The following is a 15,846-nucleotide window of genomic DNA, read 5'->3' as shown; positions in this document are numbered from 1 at the left end:
GGCGCCAACTGTGCCTCCGTAAGGGCGACTTCAGGTCTGTCCCATCCGTTGACTTCCCCCTCCCGTGGCTCTACTTTCAGCGCCACATGTTCGATGTTCCGAATCATGTTCGAAATAACGAACCGCGCTGAGTCTCTCCCGCACGAAGGAGCCGCATGTACCCCCCGCCCCGAATGAGTCGCCTCGGCCGCCGCGGAGCCACCGCGGTGCGCGCCCTCGTCCTGGTGCTCACCGCCGTCGCCGCCCTGCTGTTCGCGGGGCCCGCCCCCGCCCAGGCGGCCACGGCACGTCAGATACCGGTGCCCACCGCCCCCATGGGCTGGGCGTCCTGGAACGCGTTCGCCGCGAAGGTCGACTTCAACGTGATCAAGCAGCAGGTCGACGCGTTCGTGGCGGCAGGCCTGCCCGAGGCCGGCTACGAGTACATCAACATCGACGAGGGCTGGTGGCAGGGCACCCGTGACGGCGCCGGCAACATCACCGTCGACGAGGCGGAGTGGCCGGGCGGCATGAAGGCCATCGCCGACTACATCCACAGCAAGGGACTCAAGGCCGGCATCTACACCGACGCCGGCAAGGACGGCTGCGGCTACTACTTCCCGACCGGCCGCCCGGCCGCGCCCGGCTCGGGCAGCGAGGGCCACTACGAGCAGGACATGCTGGCCTTCTCCCGGTGGGGCTTCGACTTCGTCAAGGTCGACTGGTGCGGCGGCGACGCCGAGGGCCTCGACCCGAGGACGACCTACCAGGCGATCAGTGACGCCGTCGCCACGGCGAGCGCGACCACCGGCCGCCCGCTCGCCCTCTCCCTGTGCAACTGGGGTTACGACAACCCCTGGAACTGGGCCCCGGGCATGGGCCCGATGTGGCGGACCAACACCGACATCTTCTTCCACGGCGGCACACCGTCGTACGGCAACGTCCTGACCGCCTTCGACCGGAACATCCACCCCACGGCCCAGCACACCGGCTACTACAACGACCCCGACATGATGGTCGTCGGCATGACCGGCCTGACCGCCGCCCAGAACCGCAGCCACATGAACCTGTGGGCGATCTCCGGCGCCCCGCTCCTGACCGGCCTCGACCTCACCACCATGAGCGCCGAGACGGCGAACATCCTCAAGAACCCCGAGGTCATCGCCGTCGACCAGGATCCGCGCGGCCTGCAGGGCGTCAAGGTCGCCGAGGACACCACCGGTCTTCAGGTCTACGGCAAGGTCCTGTCCGGCAGCGGCAACCGTGCCGTCGTCCTCCTCAACCGCACGTCGACCACCCAGAACATGACCGTCCGCTGGTCCGACCTGGGCCTGACGAACGCCGCCGCGACCCTCCGTGACCCGTGGGCCCGGCAGAACCTCGCCACCACCGGCACGAGTTACACCACGAGCGTCCCGGCGGGCGGCTCGGTGATGCTCACGGTCACCGGCGGCACGGAGCAGTCCGCGAGCACCTACAGCGGCACGTCGAGCTTCTCCGGCGTGGTCGCGGGAAGCGCCGGCCTGAAGACGGTCGAGGTCTCCTACACCAACAACACCTCCACGGCCCGCACGGCCACGCTCACCGTCAACGGCCAGACACCCACCAAGGTCTCCTTCCCGCCGACCGGCTCCGCTGAGGGCAACATCTCCGTCAACGTCTCCCTCGCCAAGGGCAGCGCCAACACCCTCTCCTTCTCCGGCGCCCCGACCCTCGACGGCATCGTCGTACGTCCGCTGCCCGGCAAGAACGGCACGCTGATCACGGGTACCGGGTCCGGCCGATGCGTCGACATCGACGACAACACCATCGCCAACGGCACCGACGCCCAGCTGTGGGACTGCAATGGCGGCCAGAACCAGGTCTGGCAGTACAACAGCACCCGCAAGGAGCTGGTGGTCCACGGCAACAAGTGCCTCGACGCGTACAACCTCGGCACCACCAACGGCACCCGGGTGGTCATCTGGGACTGCAACGGCCAGAGCAACCAGAAGTGGAACCTCAACAGCGACGGCACTATCACCAACGTCAACGCCGGGCTCTGCCTCGACGCGTACGGGGCGGCCACCGCGGGCGGCACCACGCTGGTGCTCTGGAGCTGCAACGGCCAGGACAACCAGAAGTGGACGGTGAGCTAGCCCAGGCCTAGACGAGGCACGCCACGAGAACACCGAACGCCAAGGCGCAGGTAAGCAGCCACCCGGCCAGCAGACGGCGCCGGAGGTCCCGGTACCTCGCCTCGTACTCGTCCCGCAGTCTCCCGGCACGCGCCGCCGTGTGCTGCCAGGAGGCGCGGGCGAGTGCGAGGTACTCCGCCTCGAACCGCCGCTCGATCTCGTCCCGCTGGGTGTCCGTCAGCCAGGGCAGGGGCGCACTGAAACGGGCGGCGGCCGTACGGCCCTCATCGCGGGTCGCGGCGAGCAGCAGATGCCCTTCGACATCGTTCAGGAACTCGTCCGTGACGCTCACAGAGTGGTCAACTCCCTCTTCGGCGCGGGGGTGTGATGCAGGTCGAACGCCGGGGACTCGGAACGGATCTGCGGCAGGGTGCGGAAGTTGTGCCGCGGCGGCGGGCAGGACGTCGCCCACTCGAGCGAGCGGCCGTATCCCCATGGGTCGTCGCTCTCGACCTTCGCCCCGTACTTCGCGGTCTTCCAGATGTTGTAGAAGAACGGCAGGAGTGACGCGCCGAGCACGAACGAGAAGACGGTCGACAGGCTGTTCAGCGCCGTCAGCCCTTCCACCGCCAGATAGTCGGGAATGCGGCGCTGCATTCCGTTCACGCCCAGCCAATGCTGCACCAGGAAGGTGCCGTGGAAGCCGATGAACAGCGTCCAGAAGGTCATCTTGCCCAGGCGCTCGTCGAGCATCTTGCCCGTGAACTTCGGCCACCAGAAGTGGAACCCGGCGAACATCGCGAAGACGACGGTGCCGAAGACGACGTAGTGGAAGTGGGCGACGACGAAGTACGAGTCGGACACGTGGAAGTCCAGTGGCGGTGAGGCCAGGATGACGCCCGTCAGACCACCGAAGACGAAGGTGATCAGGAAGCCGACCGCCCAGAGCATCGGTGTCTCGAAGGACAACGAGCCCTTCCACATCGTTCCGATCCAGTTGAAGAACTTCACGCCCGTCGGGACGGCGATGAGGAACGTCATGAACGCGAAGAACGGCAACAGCACACCGCCTGTGACGTACATGTGGTGCGCCCATACCGTCACGGACAGACCCGCGATCGTGATGGTCGCCGCGATCAGACCCATGTAGCCGAACATCGGCTTGCGGGAGAAGACGGGGATGACCTCACTGATGATGCCGAAGAACGGCAACGCGATGATGTACACCTCCGGATGGCCGAAGAACCAGAAGAGGTGCTGCCACAGCAGGGCCCCGCCGTTGGCGGCGTCGAAGATGTGCGCGCCGAACTTGCGGTCCGCCTCCAGCGCGAACAGCGCCGCCGCGAGGACGGGGAAGGCGAGCAGGACCAGGACGGCCGTCAGCAGCACGTTCCACACGAAGATCGGCATCCGGAACATGGTCATGCCGGGGGCGCGCATGCAGATGATCGTGGTGATGAAGTTGACCGAGCCGAGGATGGTGCCGAAGCCGGAGAAGGCCAGACCCATGATCCACATGTCGGCGCCGATGCCCGGGCTGCGGACCGCGTCCGACAGCGGGCTGTAGGCGAACCAGCCGAAGTCGGCCGCGCCCTCCGGAGTGAGGAAGCCGCCGACCGCGATGAGCGAGCCGAACAGGTACAGCCAGTAGGCGAACATGTTCAGCCGCGGGAACGCCACGTCCGGCGCGCCGATCTGCAGCGGCATGATCCAGTTCGCGAAGCCCGCGAACAGCGGCGTCGCGAACATCAGCAGCATGATCGTGCCGTGCATCGTGAACGCCTGGTTGAACTGCTCGTTCGACATGATCTGCAGACCGGGCCGGGCGAGTTCGGCGCGCATGAACAGCGCCATCACGCCACCGATGCAGAAGAAAGCGAACGAAGTGACCAAATAGAGCGTTCCGATCGTCTTGTGGTCGGTGGTGGTCAGCCACTGGACGACCTTGGTGCCTGTGACGTTTCTGATCCTCTTCACGCCCCGCCTGTGTCCGCGGCCCACCCGCACGTCACACTCGGGGGACGCGACAAGAATCACGGAAACGGGTGTGACGATCCGGCCGGTGCCGGACACGAACGGAACATGAGCAACGACGAGATCTTCGCCGCTGCCTATCGCGAGCACTACTGGGCGGTCAGCCGCTATGTCGCGCGGCGACTGGACGGGCGTACGAGTGAGGTCGAGGAAGTGGTGGCGGAGGTGTTCACCGTCGCCTGGCGGCGTCGGGACGACCTCCCGTCCCCACCGCTGCCCTGGCTGTACGGCGTGGCACGCAACTGCCTGGCGAACGCGGTACGCGGCTTCGGGCGCCGGCGGCGGCTGGTCGACCGGCTCGGCAACGACGAGACCGCGCACGGCCGGCACATCGTGGACAGCCCGGACGCCGAGGCGCCGGGCGCCTGGGTGCACGAGGCGCTGCACCGGCTGTCCCCGGCCGACCAGGAGGTCCTGCGGCTGACGGCGTGGGAGGAACTGGGCGTCGAGGAGGTCGCCGTGGCGCTCGGCTGCGGCAGGCGGGCCGCGGCCATGCGGCTGCACCGGGCCCGGCGCCGACTCAGAGCCGAGATCGACCGTCTGAGCCCGACGACCGTGTCCAAGGAACGAAGCCATGGCTGACGAACTCGAACTGCTGCGCGGAGCCAACCCGGTACCGGTCGACGGCCCCCACTTCGGCGACGGCCCGCTGGACCATCACGCCGAACGCCACCTCGACCGGCTGCTGCACGAACGCACCACGACCGTCGTCCCCCGCCGTCGCACTCGGCTGGCCTGGGGGCTCGCGGCCACGGCCGTCGTCGCCGCGCTCGTGTCGGCGCTGCTGTTCACCGGCCAGACGACGGCCCCCGCCGTCGCCGCACCGCGGCCCCTGATCGTGCAGGCCGACTCCTCGCCCGTCCCGTTGAAGCAGTTGGCCGAGCGCGCCGAGCGGGCGGCGGCGGACAACTCGCCCGCGCTGCGCAAGGGCACGCACGTACAGGCGTGGAGCCTGGCCATGAGCGACAAGAAGCCGCCGATCACCCTCCCCATCGAGCGCATCGTGCGGTGGAATGCCGACGACAGCCACACGGAGGTCGTCGTGGCGACCGACCCGCGTCACCCCGGCCGGCCGGTGCTGACCGACGAGGACGGCGAGCCGCGTCCCGTCGAGGACGGTCACGTCCTCAGCAGTCAGACCTACCCGCCCAGTTGGAGCGACGCCCCGCCGCACGCGCCGCCGCCGACCGACGTCGCACGCCTGCGCGCCTACCTGCAGGAGACCGCCTACAGCAAGACCGCGCTGACCTCGGGTGAACTCCTCGACGCCGTCGCGTCGCTGCTCGACAGCTGGACCCTCGGTGCCCGGGAGTCGGCGACGCTCGCGCAACTCCTCGCGGACACGGAGGGGCTCAGGCCCCTCGGACAGGTGACGGACCGGCTCGGCCGGCGCGGACAGGCGTACGTTCTGGACCGGTCCGACAGCCGGAGGATGCTGATCATGGAGCCCGCCACCGGCGCCGTACTGGGACTGGAGACGACCTTCAAGAAGGCGGAACCTGAATACGGCGTCAAGGCCGGCGACGTGATGTCGTACAGCGCCTGGATGCGCTGATCACGCCCGATGCCGGGTGCGCCGGGTACGGACGACACGCGGCGAGGGAGGAAGTCGGCGAGGCCGCACCGCTCGCAGCGCCCTCCGGGCGAGGACGGCGGACAGCAGGCGGCCCGCCGCGGAAACCGGCCATCGCCGCCCGGACCGGACCGGACGTGACCGGCCCGCGGCGGCCCGTGCCGAGAAGGTCCAGCTCACCCGTGAAGTGACCTGGACCTCCGGCAGCGTCCTCCCTACTCGTCCCATGCCTCGATGATGATCTGCCGGGCGATCCTGCCGTCGCGCAGCGTGATCATCGACTCGGACATGACGCGCACACCGTCCGCGTACTCACAGGACTCGCTGTAGGCCGCGCGGTCGCCCTGGACCACGCATGCCTCCAGCTTGTGCGTCATGTCGCGGTTGTAGACGTCGGTGAGCATGTCGGTGATCTCGCTACGGCCGTGCAGCACCTTCGGGTGGCTGGGCTGGGCGTTGCGGTTCACGACGCGTATCTCGGCGTCGTCCGTGTAGAGAGACAGAAGCGTCTCCGGGCTCTGCCCTTCCACGGCCCGGCGCAGTGTCTCGGTGTCGAAAGACGGGCGTGCAGCGGTGCCCATGGTGACCTCCTCCGAGGCCCGCGGCAGGACGAGGAGCGGCCGCGAGAGCCTCACCTCTGAGGCTCCTCCGCCCTGCCGGACTCGGCAAGCCCAGCCGAACCTTCGCGCCCGACCCGGCCCGTCCACGCACCGGAATCCCCGTCCAGGAAGTGGAATCCGGGCCGTGGGTGCATCAGGAAGTCGTGGTGGGAGATGTTCCACGCATACGCCCCCGCCAGCGCGAACGCCACCCGGTCCCCGGCCCGTAGCCCCGGTGCCGGGACTCGGCGGGCCAGGACGTCCTTCGGGGTGCACAGCTGACCGGCCAGCGTGATCCTCCCCTGGACTTCTTCCGCAGGGACCCCCGTCTCGCTTCGCTCGTCCTCGCCGGCCGGCCGTGGCCAGGGGTGCGGCCAGGCGTCCACCGGCAGGACGGAGCACGGCTGGTCGTGGCCCTTGGTCGCCGGGGTCCGCAGATGGTGCGTGCCGCCCCGCACGACGGCGAACAGCTCGCCGTGACTGCGCTTCACGTCCAGCACCTCGGTGGCGTACCAGCCGCAGTACGCCGTGAGCGCCCGGCCCGGCTCGATGCGCAGGGTCAGCTCCGGGTGCCGCTCGGTCAGCCGGGCAAGCCCCTCGCCGTACGTCTTCCAGTCGAAGCGCCGCTCCGGGGCGGCGTAGTCGACGTGCATGCCGCCGCCGACGTTCACTTCGGCGAGCCGGACCCCGAGCCCGGTCGCCCACGCGACGACGGACTCGGCCACCGCCACCTGCTCCGGGGCTTCGAGCCCGCTGGCCAGGTGGGCGTGCACACCACGCAGTTCGAGCTGCGGACACGTGCCGTCCGTCAGTGCGCCGATCACCGCTTCGGCTCGCTCGGGATCCATGCCGAACGGGGTCGGCCGGCCCCCCATCGTGAGTGAGCTGCCCGCCAACGACCCGTCGGCCACCGGAAGGTTGACGCGCGGCAGCACCGCCACTCGCCGCCCGGGCGTCGCACGTCGCGCCAACTCGGCCAGCATGCGCAACTCGTGGCCGCTCTCGACGTGGAAGCGTTCGACTCCCGCCTCCAGCGCGGCCGTCACCTCGTCCGGCGTCTTGCCGGGGCCGCCGAAGGCGAGCGGCCGGCCGGGCACCGCCTTGGCGACATGGGCGAGTTCACCGCCCGAGGAAACCTCGTAGCCGTCGACGTAAGGGCCGAGCGCGGCCAGGATCTCCGGCTCCGGGTTGGCCTTCGCGGCGTAGTACAGCTCGACCCGCTCGGGCAGCGCGTCGCGCACGGCGGCGGCGTGCGTGCGCAGGGCCGCCATGTCGTAGACATACGCGGGCAGTTCGGCGGCGGGCAGGGAAAGGACACGGTCCCGTACCGCGGGCGTGGGGTCGGTCATCGGGCAGCACTCCCGGTCGTGTCGCGCAGAATGTCCGCGGCGAGCGGCGACGGCAGCCGGACGTAGCCCGCCTCCCGGTCGGCCTTGCGCTCCCAGCGGGTGAGGAGATTGGCCTTGGCGGGCAACGGCACCCCGGCGAGCAGAGCGGACAGCCGGGGCGGGCAGCCGAACCGGTCGGTGTACGCCCGGAGCGTGTCACGCACCCGGCCCCACAGCGCGGCCTCCGCCTGCGGATGCAGATCGGCCAGCGCGGCCAGCAGCTCGGCGATGTGGTTGACCAGCAGGCAGTACACGACGCGGTCCCAGCCGCGCTGCGCGTCGTACGTCAGGGGCCCCGCGACCTCGGGCGGCAGCGCGGCGAGGGTGTCCTCGTGGCGGTCGGGGACAAGCTTGGTGCCCTCCAGGTCGCGGAAGAGCACCTGGGTGGGCCGGCCGTCGCCGTCGACGCAGATCAGGACGTTCTGCAGGTGGGGTTCCAGAACCAGCCCGTGGTCGAAGTAGGCGGCCAGCACGGGCGGCAGGAGAAGGTCCAGATACGTCGACCACCAGTCGAGGGCGGCCTGTTCGTCCGCCCCGGAGAGGAGGCGGGAGATGTGGGCGGGGCCGGTCGGGTACTCGTCGGCGACGGCGGCCGCCAGCAGGGGAGTGGCGCCCGGGGCGAGCCGCCGCGGCAGGCCCTCGCGGACGATGACGCCGAAGCCCTCGAACAGTGCGCGGTCCGGCGTACCGTCGGGGCCCGGGAGGGCGAGCGTGCGATAGGCGGGCTCGCGCAGGACGGCGTTGCCGGGGAAGCGCTCGGCCAGGTCGGCCAGCGCCGGGGCCAGGGCGCGGGTGAGGGCGACGGCACCGGACAGCTCATAACTGCTGTTCTTGCGCAGGCAGTTGGTGATCCGCACGTTCAGGCTGAACTTCAGGAACGTCGCCCCGTCGTACAGCGTGCGCACCGACGCGGTGGCGGCGAACGGCCGTCCGCCCGGGCCGAGGTCGACGACGTCGCCGCGGTCGAGGGCGGCGCGCAGCAGCGGGTGGTCGCGGAGCGTCTCGTACTGCCAGGGATGGGAGGGCAGCAGCCGGTAGCCCGCCGGGACGTCCGCGCGCTGCCGGTCCAGCGCGGCGACGGCCGACGGGTCGGCGTACTCCTCGGCGATCAGATCGGCGCGCACGGCGAGATGCCGCAGCGGGAAGGAGGCCCCGGCCTCCGGGGCGTACGCGGACCAGGCACGCGGATCGCCGGTACGGGCCTTCGGGGTGGGGTGGAAGCGGTGGCCGAAGAGGAGGGACTGCTCGGAGGCGAGGTACGCGGACAGCCGGTCGTCCGTCGGGTGGTGAGCCGAGGGCATGGTGGCGAGGGCCGTGTCGACGGCTTCGTGGCTGGAGGCGATCTGCTCCAGGAACTCCTCGTTGCGCACGCCCGTCCGCAGCGACAGCTCGTCGTGGGTGTACTCGGCGAGGCGCCGCCAGTCCACCTCGGCCCATGCGCCGCCGCGCTGCTCGCGCACCGGTCCGGTGAACCGGTGCGCCCCGAGCAGCGACGTCCGGCGCAGGGCCACGCGCAGCAGGACCCCGCGGCGCGGCAGCCGCAGCAGCAGACGGCCATCGGTGACGACGCACTGGCGCTCGGGTCCGGACACCTCGCGCAGCAGGCAGTTGAGGAGAGTGTGGGCCACGGCCTCGTCGGCGGTGGGCAGGTCGGCGCGGGCGAGCGGATGACCGCTCCGCTCGTCGAGCCGCGTCGAGAACTCGGGGGAGGTCCTGAGGGAGTCGGTCAGGGAAGGCATCAGTGGCTCCAACGGGTGCGCAGGTGCGGTGTGGGGAGAAGAGCGGCTGTGACGGCGGCAGCGGCGCCGCCTATCAGCACGGATGCCGCTGGCACAACATGGAGCACGCCCGCCCAGTGGGCGTTCCGGTCGCTCAACTCCGGCAGGGTCTCGGTGAGATACGGCGGGCCCAGCGCCGCGAACGACGCCACGGAGCAGCAGCCCGCCACCGCGTGCACCCGCCCGCGCCCGAAGCCCGACCGCGGCATCCGCGGAGCTTGCGCGCTCATGCCGAACCCCCTTTGTGCAGCAGGTAGTTGGGTCCCGTCGTGTAGTGCTTGTTGATGTCGGCCGCACCCGACCGTTCCTTGGACAGCAGCGTCCCGGCCGACACCATCGCCTTGACCGGCAGCTCAGCGGCCTCCAGCACCCGGGCGCGCAGGACGTCGGCAACGTCGCCGCCGAGCCGGTCGACGGCCTGCGCCAGCCGGACACGGATGAGATCCAGGAGCGCGCGGCGGTACCGGGGCAGCCCGAACGCGTACGCGCCGGCGCACAGATGCACGGTGATCGTGGCGAACAGGTCGGCGACCGGCCCGTCGTCCGTGCCGAGGATCCGCGCGTCGTCGAAGCCCCACGGCCCGGGCAGGACCGCGTCCAGCCGTTCGGTGTTGATGCGGGGCCCGTCGTTGTCCTTGAACAACAGCCGCAGACTGCCCGGCCGCAGGACCAGCGAGACGTTCTGCTGGTGCGACTCCAGGGCGATGCCGTAGCCGAACAGCGTGGTCTGCCAGTCGAACAGCAGGGTGAGGGCGGCGTCCAGCAGGGCGAGCGGGTCGCCGCCGTGGAAACGGTCGGCGAGAGCGTCGATCACCGGCCGGCCGTCGGGGGCCCGGGCGAGGAGCGCCGCCATCGGCACCACCACGGCGTCGTCGAGGCCGACCGGGTGGCGGCGGCACAGCATGGCGAGCAGTTCGTGCCCGGCGTGCGCGTACGTCGTCTCGTCGGCGTGCAGGATCGTGTCCCGGAACCGTGGCTCACGGTCGATCACCGCCTCCAGCAGCCGCTGCCCGGCCCCACCGTCGACGAGCGTGCCGGGCTTGACGGTCCGCTTGTTGCGCAGCCCCAACGTGGCGGTGGCGAGGGGGAGTTTGAGGTGCACGCAAGGATCGGCGACCGTGGCCACGGTCCGCATGGACAACGTCGGCACGACGTCCAGGTGAGCCCGGTCGGCGAGCACCGTGCCGTCCGGGAGGCCGGCGGCGCGAAGGGCGTCGACGGTGAGCGGATGGACCGGCAGCATCACATGCGTGCCCTGAACCTCGCGCAGTCCGAGGCCCTCGGGCGCCGGCCAGAACCCCGGCAGCGTGCCCGCCAGGGTGACCGCGTCCCGTGGCACGGCGATCCAGCGGAGCGCGAAGCGGGGACGGAACTCCGGGGCGTACGCCCGAAGTTGCCGCTCGTCGAGCCCCGAGCGGCCACGTGCCGTCGGGTAGACGGGATGGTCGTGACGAGCGGCGAGGGCGTCGTACGCCAGCCCGGCGCCGAGTCCCGTACCGCGCCGGACGCTGTCCCCAAGACCCTCCATGGCCTCCGCATGCGTCACCGCGTGCAACCGCATCGTGGCCAGCGTCTGACGGCACTCCTCGGCGAACAGGTCGAAGCCGCCCCGGTCCTCCGGTTCGGCGAGCTCCCGCAACGCGCCGAGCACCCTGTCGTACGACGGCAGCTCGGCGCCGTCCGACTCGCGCAGCAGGAGCGGCAGCCGGGCGGCGTACACGCACTGGTAGCCGTCCTCGGTGACCGGCAGCAGAAGCGCGTCGCCGTGCGGTGTCGCCAGGCGCAGCCAGTCCCCGTCCGGCCGGTGCACGAGCGCGCTCCGCGTGCGCAGCCCGACCACGTCCTCCCGCAGCAGCGCACTCAGCACCCGCGTCAGTAACTGCGCCTCGCAGGCGTCCGGTGCGGTCGGCGCGGTCACGGCTGGATCTCCCAGTTCCGCTCGGCCAGAAAGCCGGCCACCACGCGGTCCACCGTCGGCTGGTCGGTGCCGGTGGCTCGCAGGACGCCCAGGTAGTCCCGGTTGGTGCGGTACAGCTCGTGCCGCTCGCCCACCGAGCGCAGCGGACGGTACGTCAGATGTACGCCGTCGACGTCGAGTTCTGCGGCGTCCGAGGCGCCGACGAGGGTGCCTTCGCGGTCGGCGCACGGGTATTCCAGGCGGGCCGCGCCGTCCGGGCGGGCGCCCAGGTCGGCCGGGAGCGGCTCGCCCAGGTGGGTGCGCAGGATGTGCTCGAAGAGCGGGATCTCCAGGAGGCGGGCCAGCAGCAGGTCGCACTGGTCGCCGATGGCACGGTAGTTGACCTCGATGATCCGCGCCCGCCCCTCGTGCACCACGAACTCGGTGTGACAGGCGCCGAACCCGACACCCAGCGCGTCCAGTTGCTCCAGAACCTGCGCGACGACCGGCTGGGGGTGGGCGGGGACGAAGGTGAGGCGTTCCTCGATGAAGTACGGCGGCGGTGACAGGTCGGTGCGGAAGCCGCCCAGGACATGGCGGACCCGCCCGTCGCCGAGGGTCTCCAGGGTGAACAGGTCGCCGGGCAGATACTCCTCGACGACCAGAACGGCGCCGGGGCGGCGCTCCAGGATCGCCTTGGTGTGCGTCACCAGCTCCTCCGGGCCGTGCACGAGGACGACGTCCTCGCTGGCCACGCCCTCGCGCGGCTTGACGACACACGGGTACGGCGTGCCGCCGGGAGCGACCGGTTCGGTCAGCTCGGCCGACCGGACGGTGTCCAGGCCGGCCGCGGCCAGGCGGCGGCGCATCTCGGCCTTGTCCTTGCAGCGCAGGGTGGCCCGCCAGTCCTTGCCGGGGAGGTCGAAGTAGGCGGCGGCCAGGGCGGCCTGGGTCTGGAGGTGATCGCTGTTGGTGAAGACGGCGTCGGGCTTGTGATGCGTCGAGATCCGGGTGACCACGGCCCGGAAGTCCCGGACGTCGCACTGCAGGATCTCGACGCCGGGGCAGGCGCGGCGGTGGGCCTCGGGCTGGTCGGTGAGGACGGTGACGTCCAGGCCCAGCCGGGCCGCGGCCGGCAGGAAGCCCTCGGTGACGGAGTCGGTGGGGTTGAGAGCGAGCAGATACAGGCGCATGCCGGATGAACAACTTCCGCTAGCGGGTGAGGTGTTGAGGGTGGTGCCGGGCGCCGGTCGGGCACGGCCCGCCCCTGGACGTCAGCGGCAGTCGGAGCGCCGGAGCGCCGGAGGGGCGAGGCCGGTGAGGAGGAGCGGTACGTGCCCGAGGGCACGGAAGGGCGCACCGATGGGTGTGCCCTGCTGGGTCGCAGTCACAAGGCGTGAGCTTAGGTTAGCCTTGCTTTAGACCTCAAGCTGCCATGCGATCGCTGCGATGATCGCGACAGGTGACCAGTCATCGCGAATCGCGGAGATCTCCACCTGGCATTTTGCGCTTGATCGCGAGTGTAAGGTAAGCCTTACCTATCTGGCTATCGCCGAAACTCGCACAGGAGCACCGATGCCCGTGGCCCTGACGACCCCGCCCGCCGGCGCAGTAGCGCGTACGCTCCGTGACGCCTATATGCGGCTGACCGATCTCTGCGACGTCCTGTCCGTGCGGATCGCCGAGCCCGGTGGCGACATGGCGAGAGCGGGAGTGTCGGCGGCGGAGCTGGTGAAGGACGAGGCCGTGCTCGATGCCTTCGTCGCGGCGGAGGCGGCCCGAATTCACGATCGCCACGGGACAGTTCCGCGTCGCGACGTCGCCGCCTCGCGTGCCCTGCACGACTACGCCTGGTCGGTCTCACTCCTCATGAGCGGCGTCTGGTACCTGGAACGCCGCGTGCCGCGGATCCGGCCCGAGGACCTGCGCCTGGACTTCGGCTCGGCCGAGTTCACCCTCACACCGGGGAGCGATCTCGCCTGCCTGGCCGACGACCGGGCGGCCCGGCTGCCGGGCGTGCTGACGGTCCCTCATGAGGAGGCCCTGCGTGCCGAGTTGCGCGCTGCCGTCGCCGACCACATGGGACCTCTCCTGGACGCGATAGGCCCCCTCACGCGCCGCCGCTCGCGCGCGCTGTGGGGCATGGTCGCCGACGACCTGGTCTCGGGCGTCTGGTACCTGGGCCGCACGCTCGGCCGCGAGGAAGACGCCGTCGAGGCGGCCACCCGGCTGCTGCCGACCGCGGTGGCCCCGTATCCCGACGGCGCCGACTTCCGTCATCTGACGACCGACGACGGGCGCCGGCACCCGACGCGCACGCGCACCGGGTGCTGCATGTACTACACGATCCGCCCGGCCGAGGCGTGCGGCACCTGCCCCCGCACCTGCGACGCGGAGCGGCTGCGCAGGCTCCAGGGCTGAACCGGCCGGGCACCGCGCCACCCGTGCGTCGTCACTCGGTCACGCCCGGCAGCGGTCGGTCGGCTGTCGCCACTTCGGTTGTGGTCATTTCGGCTGTCGTCACTTCGGCCGTCGCCAGGAACTGCGTTGCCGCCAGCTCCGCATAGAGCGGGTCGGCCGCCACGAGTTCGCGATGCGTGCCCACCGCGCGCACCCGGCCCCCGTCCATCACGACGATCCGGTCGGCCATCGTCACCGTCGAGAGGCGATGTGCGACGACCAGAACCGTGGTCGTACGGGCCACATCGGCGACCGTGTCGCGCAGCGCCGCCTCGTTCACCGCGTCCAGCTGCGAGGTGGCCTCGTCCAGGAGCAGCAGCCGGGGGCGGCGCAGCAGGGCGCGGGCGATGGCGACACGCTGGCGTTCGCCGCCGGACAGCTTGGTGCCCCGGTGACCGACGAGCGTGTCGACGCCGCCGGGCAGCCGGGCGACCAGGCCGTCGAGGCGGGTCGTCTTCAGTACGCGCGTGACGGCGGTGTCGTCCGCGTCGGGATTGCCCAGCAGCAGGTTGTCCCGCAGCGAACCCGACAGGACCGGGGCGTCCTGCTCCACATAGCCGATCGCCGACCGCAGTTGGGGCAGTTCCCAGTCCGTCAGGTCCCGCCCGTCGAGTGTGATGGTCCCGGTCTCGGGGTCGTAGAACCGTTCGATGAGGGAGAAGACGGTGGTCTTGCCCGCCCCCGACGGTCCGACGAAGGCGGTCATGCCCTGCGCGGGCACGGCGAACGTCACCCCGTGGTGGACGTACGGCAGATCGTCGGCGTACCGGAAGCGGACGTCCTCGAAGGCCAGCGCGGCGGGTTGCGCACCGGCGGAGGGCAACGGGGCGGGCGCGGCGGCCGGTTCGGCGGGAAGTTGCAGCGCCTCCTGGATCCTGGCGAGCGCCGCCGCGCCGGTCTGGTACTGCGTGATCGCGCCGACGACCTGCTGGATCGGCGACATCAGATAGAAGACGTACAGCAGGAACGCGACCAGTGTGCCCACGTCGATCGCCCCGGTCGCCACCCGCGCCCCGCCCACCGCGAGCACCGTGATGAACGCTATCTGCATCGCGAGGCCGGCCGTGTTGCCCGCCGCCGCCGACCACTTGGCGGCCCGCACACTCTGCCGCCACGACTCCTCGGCGGCCTCGTGCAGCGTCCGCTCCTCCCGGTGCTCGGCGCCGGACGCCTTCACCGTGCGCAAGGCGCCGAGGATCCGCTCCAGTGAGGCCCCCATCACCCCGACGGCGTCCTGCGCCTGCCGACTGGCCCGGTTGATGCGCGGCACGATCACGCCGAGGATCGTGCCCGCGCCGAGGATCACAGCGAGGGTGACCAGCAGCAGCACCGGTTCCACCACACCCATCATCGCCACCGTCGCCACCAGGGTGAGCCCTCCGGTGCCGAGGCCCACGAGCGAGTCGGTCGTGACCTCGCGCAGCAGCGTCGTGTCCGAGGTGATGCGGGCCATCAGATCGCCCGGCTCACTGCGGTCCACGGCGGTGATGCGCAGTCTGAGCAGATACGACGACAGGGTGCGCCGCGCCCCGAGCACCACCGACTCGGCGGTGCGCTGCAGCACATACGAACCGAGCGCCCCCACCGCCGCGTTGGCCACGACCAGCCCGGACATGATCACCAAAGCCCCGGTGATGGCCCGGTCGTGGGACAGGTCGTCGATCAACCCCTTTGCCACCAGTGGCAGGAGCAGCCCCGTGGCCCCGGTGACCAGCGAGAGCACGGCACCCACCAGCAGGGTCCACCGGTGCGGGCGCACATAGCCCAGGAGCAGCCGCCAGGTGGGCGGGGTGGATTCGGTCGCTGCGATGCTCACGGGGCTCCTCCGGAGTCGAACGGAGCCTTCAGGCTACGTCGGCCCTCTCCTGCGGAGCCTGCCGTTTTCGTGCCCGCGCGAGCGCCGGGGCCGTTCGGTGACCGCGGGCAGGCTGCTGTTCCTGAGAACACCCGACGCCGGAGAATTCCGTGAGGGCCGTTGGAGGCCGGCGGAGGGCGACTGCCTGGCCGGATGGCGTCTGTCG

Annotated in this window: 13 protein-coding genes; 4 read left to right on the top strand and 9 right to left on the bottom strand. The window is 70.9% G+C overall.

Annotated elements, in window-relative coordinates:
• Window positions 1–155: 155 nt before the first annotated feature.
• Complete coding sequence (locus ACZ7M7_RS17335) at window positions 156–2,117, top strand: ricin-type beta-trefoil lectin domain protein (RefSeq protein ID WP_472117441.1); 1,962 nt, start codon at window positions 156–158, stop codon at window positions 2,115–2,117.
• Between the two features lie 7 nt (window positions 2,118–2,124).
• On the opposite strand, the gene ACZ7M7_RS17330 is transcribed toward ACZ7M7_RS17335, so the two are convergent.
• Window positions 2,125–2,448, bottom strand: a complete 324-nt coding sequence (locus ACZ7M7_RS17330; RefSeq protein WP_451168865.1) for a hypothetical protein — start codon at window positions 2,446–2,448, stop codon at window positions 2,125–2,127.
• Window positions 2,445–4,073, bottom strand: a complete 1,629-nt coding sequence (gene ctaD, locus ACZ7M7_RS17325) for an aa3-type cytochrome oxidase subunit I (RefSeq protein ID WP_472117438.1) — start codon at window positions 4,071–4,073, stop codon at window positions 2,445–2,447. The genes ACZ7M7_RS17330 and ctaD overlap by 4 nt, the downstream gene beginning before the upstream one ends.
• A gap of 105 nt (window positions 4,074–4,178) precedes the next feature.
• Here ctaD and ACZ7M7_RS17320 point away from each other — a divergent pair, with 105 nt between their 5' ends.
• The gene (locus ACZ7M7_RS17320) at window positions 4,179–4,712 is read left to right on the top strand and encodes an RNA polymerase sigma factor (RefSeq protein ID WP_383601671.1); all 534 of its coding nucleotides are present in this window, start codon (window positions 4,179–4,181) and stop codon (window positions 4,710–4,712) included.
• The gene (locus ACZ7M7_RS17315; RefSeq protein ID WP_472117435.1) at window positions 4,705–5,685 is read left to right on the top strand and encodes a CU044_5270 family protein; all 981 of its coding nucleotides are present in this window, start codon (window positions 4,705–4,707) and stop codon (window positions 5,683–5,685) included. The genes ACZ7M7_RS17320 and ACZ7M7_RS17315 overlap by 8 nt, the downstream gene beginning before the upstream one ends.
• Window positions 5,686–5,918: 233 nt before the next feature.
• On the opposite strand, the gene ACZ7M7_RS17310 is transcribed toward ACZ7M7_RS17315, so the two are convergent.
• The 6 genes from ACZ7M7_RS17310 to ACZ7M7_RS17285 are packed head-to-tail and all read right to left on the bottom strand — an operon-like array spanning window position 5,919 to window position 12,558.
• Window positions 5,919–6,284 (bottom strand): nuclear transport factor 2 family protein, encoded by a 366-nt coding sequence (locus ACZ7M7_RS17310; protein WP_383601676.1) that lies wholly within the window; start codon window positions 6,282–6,284, stop codon window positions 5,919–5,921.
• A gap of 50 nt (window positions 6,285–6,334) precedes the next feature.
• Window positions 6,335–7,651: a type III PLP-dependent enzyme gene (locus tag ACZ7M7_RS17305; RefSeq protein ID WP_472117432.1), complete on the bottom strand. Its 1,317-nt coding sequence runs from the start codon at window positions 7,649–7,651 to the stop codon at window positions 6,335–6,337.
• Window positions 7,648–9,429, bottom strand: a complete 1,782-nt coding sequence (locus tag ACZ7M7_RS17300; RefSeq protein WP_472117430.1) for an IucA/IucC family protein — start codon at window positions 9,427–9,429, stop codon at window positions 7,648–7,650. The genes ACZ7M7_RS17305 and ACZ7M7_RS17300 overlap by 4 nt, the downstream gene beginning before the upstream one ends.
• Window positions 9,429–9,698 carry a hypothetical protein gene (locus ACZ7M7_RS17295; protein WP_472117427.1) on the bottom strand — a complete coding sequence of 90 codons (270 nt, stop codon included), beginning with the start codon at window positions 9,696–9,698 and terminating at the stop codon, window positions 9,429–9,431. Before ACZ7M7_RS17295 ends, ACZ7M7_RS17300 begins: the two co-directional genes overlap by 1 nt.
• On the bottom strand, window positions 9,695–11,386 hold the full coding sequence (locus ACZ7M7_RS17290; RefSeq protein WP_472117424.1) for an IucA/IucC family protein: 1,692 nt from the start codon (window positions 11,384–11,386) through the stop codon (window positions 9,695–9,697). The genes ACZ7M7_RS17295 and ACZ7M7_RS17290 overlap by 4 nt, the downstream gene beginning before the upstream one ends.
• Window positions 11,383–12,558 (bottom strand): ATP-grasp domain-containing protein, encoded by a 1,176-nt coding sequence (locus ACZ7M7_RS17285; RefSeq protein WP_472117421.1) that lies wholly within the window; start codon window positions 12,556–12,558, stop codon window positions 11,383–11,385. The genes ACZ7M7_RS17290 and ACZ7M7_RS17285 overlap by 4 nt, the downstream gene beginning before the upstream one ends.
• A 382-nt stretch (window positions 12,559–12,940) precedes the next feature.
• Between ACZ7M7_RS17285 and ACZ7M7_RS17280 the strand changes: the two genes are divergently transcribed.
• On the top strand, window positions 12,941–13,786 hold the full coding sequence (locus ACZ7M7_RS17280; RefSeq protein ID WP_472117418.1) for a (2Fe-2S)-binding protein: 846 nt from the start codon (window positions 12,941–12,943) through the stop codon (window positions 13,784–13,786).
• Window positions 13,787–13,817: 31 nt separating this feature from the next.
• Here the strand turns inward: ACZ7M7_RS17280 and ACZ7M7_RS17275 are convergent, their stop codons facing one another.
• On the bottom strand, window positions 13,818–15,641 hold the full coding sequence (locus ACZ7M7_RS17275) for an ABC transporter ATP-binding protein (protein ID WP_383601695.1): 1,824 nt from the start codon (window positions 15,639–15,641) through the stop codon (window positions 13,818–13,820).
• Window positions 15,642–15,846: the final 205 nt, after the last annotated feature.

The sequence above is a fragment of the Streptomyces sp. NPDC111606 genome, assembly GCF_055656945.1.
This window is presented reverse-complemented; position numbering and strand designations above follow the sequence as displayed.

Bases quoted from the DNA above. Each gene is read 5' to 3' on its own strand.
- ACZ7M7_RS17280 (WP_472117418.1), top strand. From the start codon at position 12,941: ATGCCCGTGGCCCTGACGACCCCGCCCGCCGGCGCAGTAGCGCGTACG.
- ACZ7M7_RS17285 (WP_472117421.1), bottom strand. From the start codon at position 12,558: ATGCGCCTGTATCTGCTCGCTCTCAACCCCACCGACTCCGTCACCGAG.
- ACZ7M7_RS17335 (WP_472117441.1), top strand. From the start codon at position 156: ATGTACCCCCCGCCCCGAATGAGTCGCCTCGGCCGCCGCGGAGCCACC.
- ACZ7M7_RS17320 (WP_383601671.1), top strand. From the start codon at position 4,179: ATGAGCAACGACGAGATCTTCGCCGCTGCCTATCGCGAGCACTACTGG.
- ACZ7M7_RS17305 (WP_472117432.1), bottom strand. From the start codon at position 7,651: ATGACCGACCCCACGCCCGCGGTACGGGACCGTGTCCTTTCCCTGCCC.
- ACZ7M7_RS17300 (WP_472117430.1), bottom strand. From the start codon at position 9,429: ATGCCTTCCCTGACCGACTCCCTCAGGACCTCCCCCGAGTTCTCGACG.
- ACZ7M7_RS17310 (WP_383601676.1), bottom strand. From the start codon at position 6,284: ATGGGCACCGCTGCACGCCCGTCTTTCGACACCGAGACACTGCGCCGG.
- ACZ7M7_RS17315 (WP_472117435.1), top strand. From the start codon at position 4,705: ATGGCTGACGAACTCGAACTGCTGCGCGGAGCCAACCCGGTACCGGTC.
- ACZ7M7_RS17295 (WP_472117427.1), bottom strand. From the start codon at position 9,698: ATGAGCGCGCAAGCTCCGCGGATGCCGCGGTCGGGCTTCGGGCGCGGG.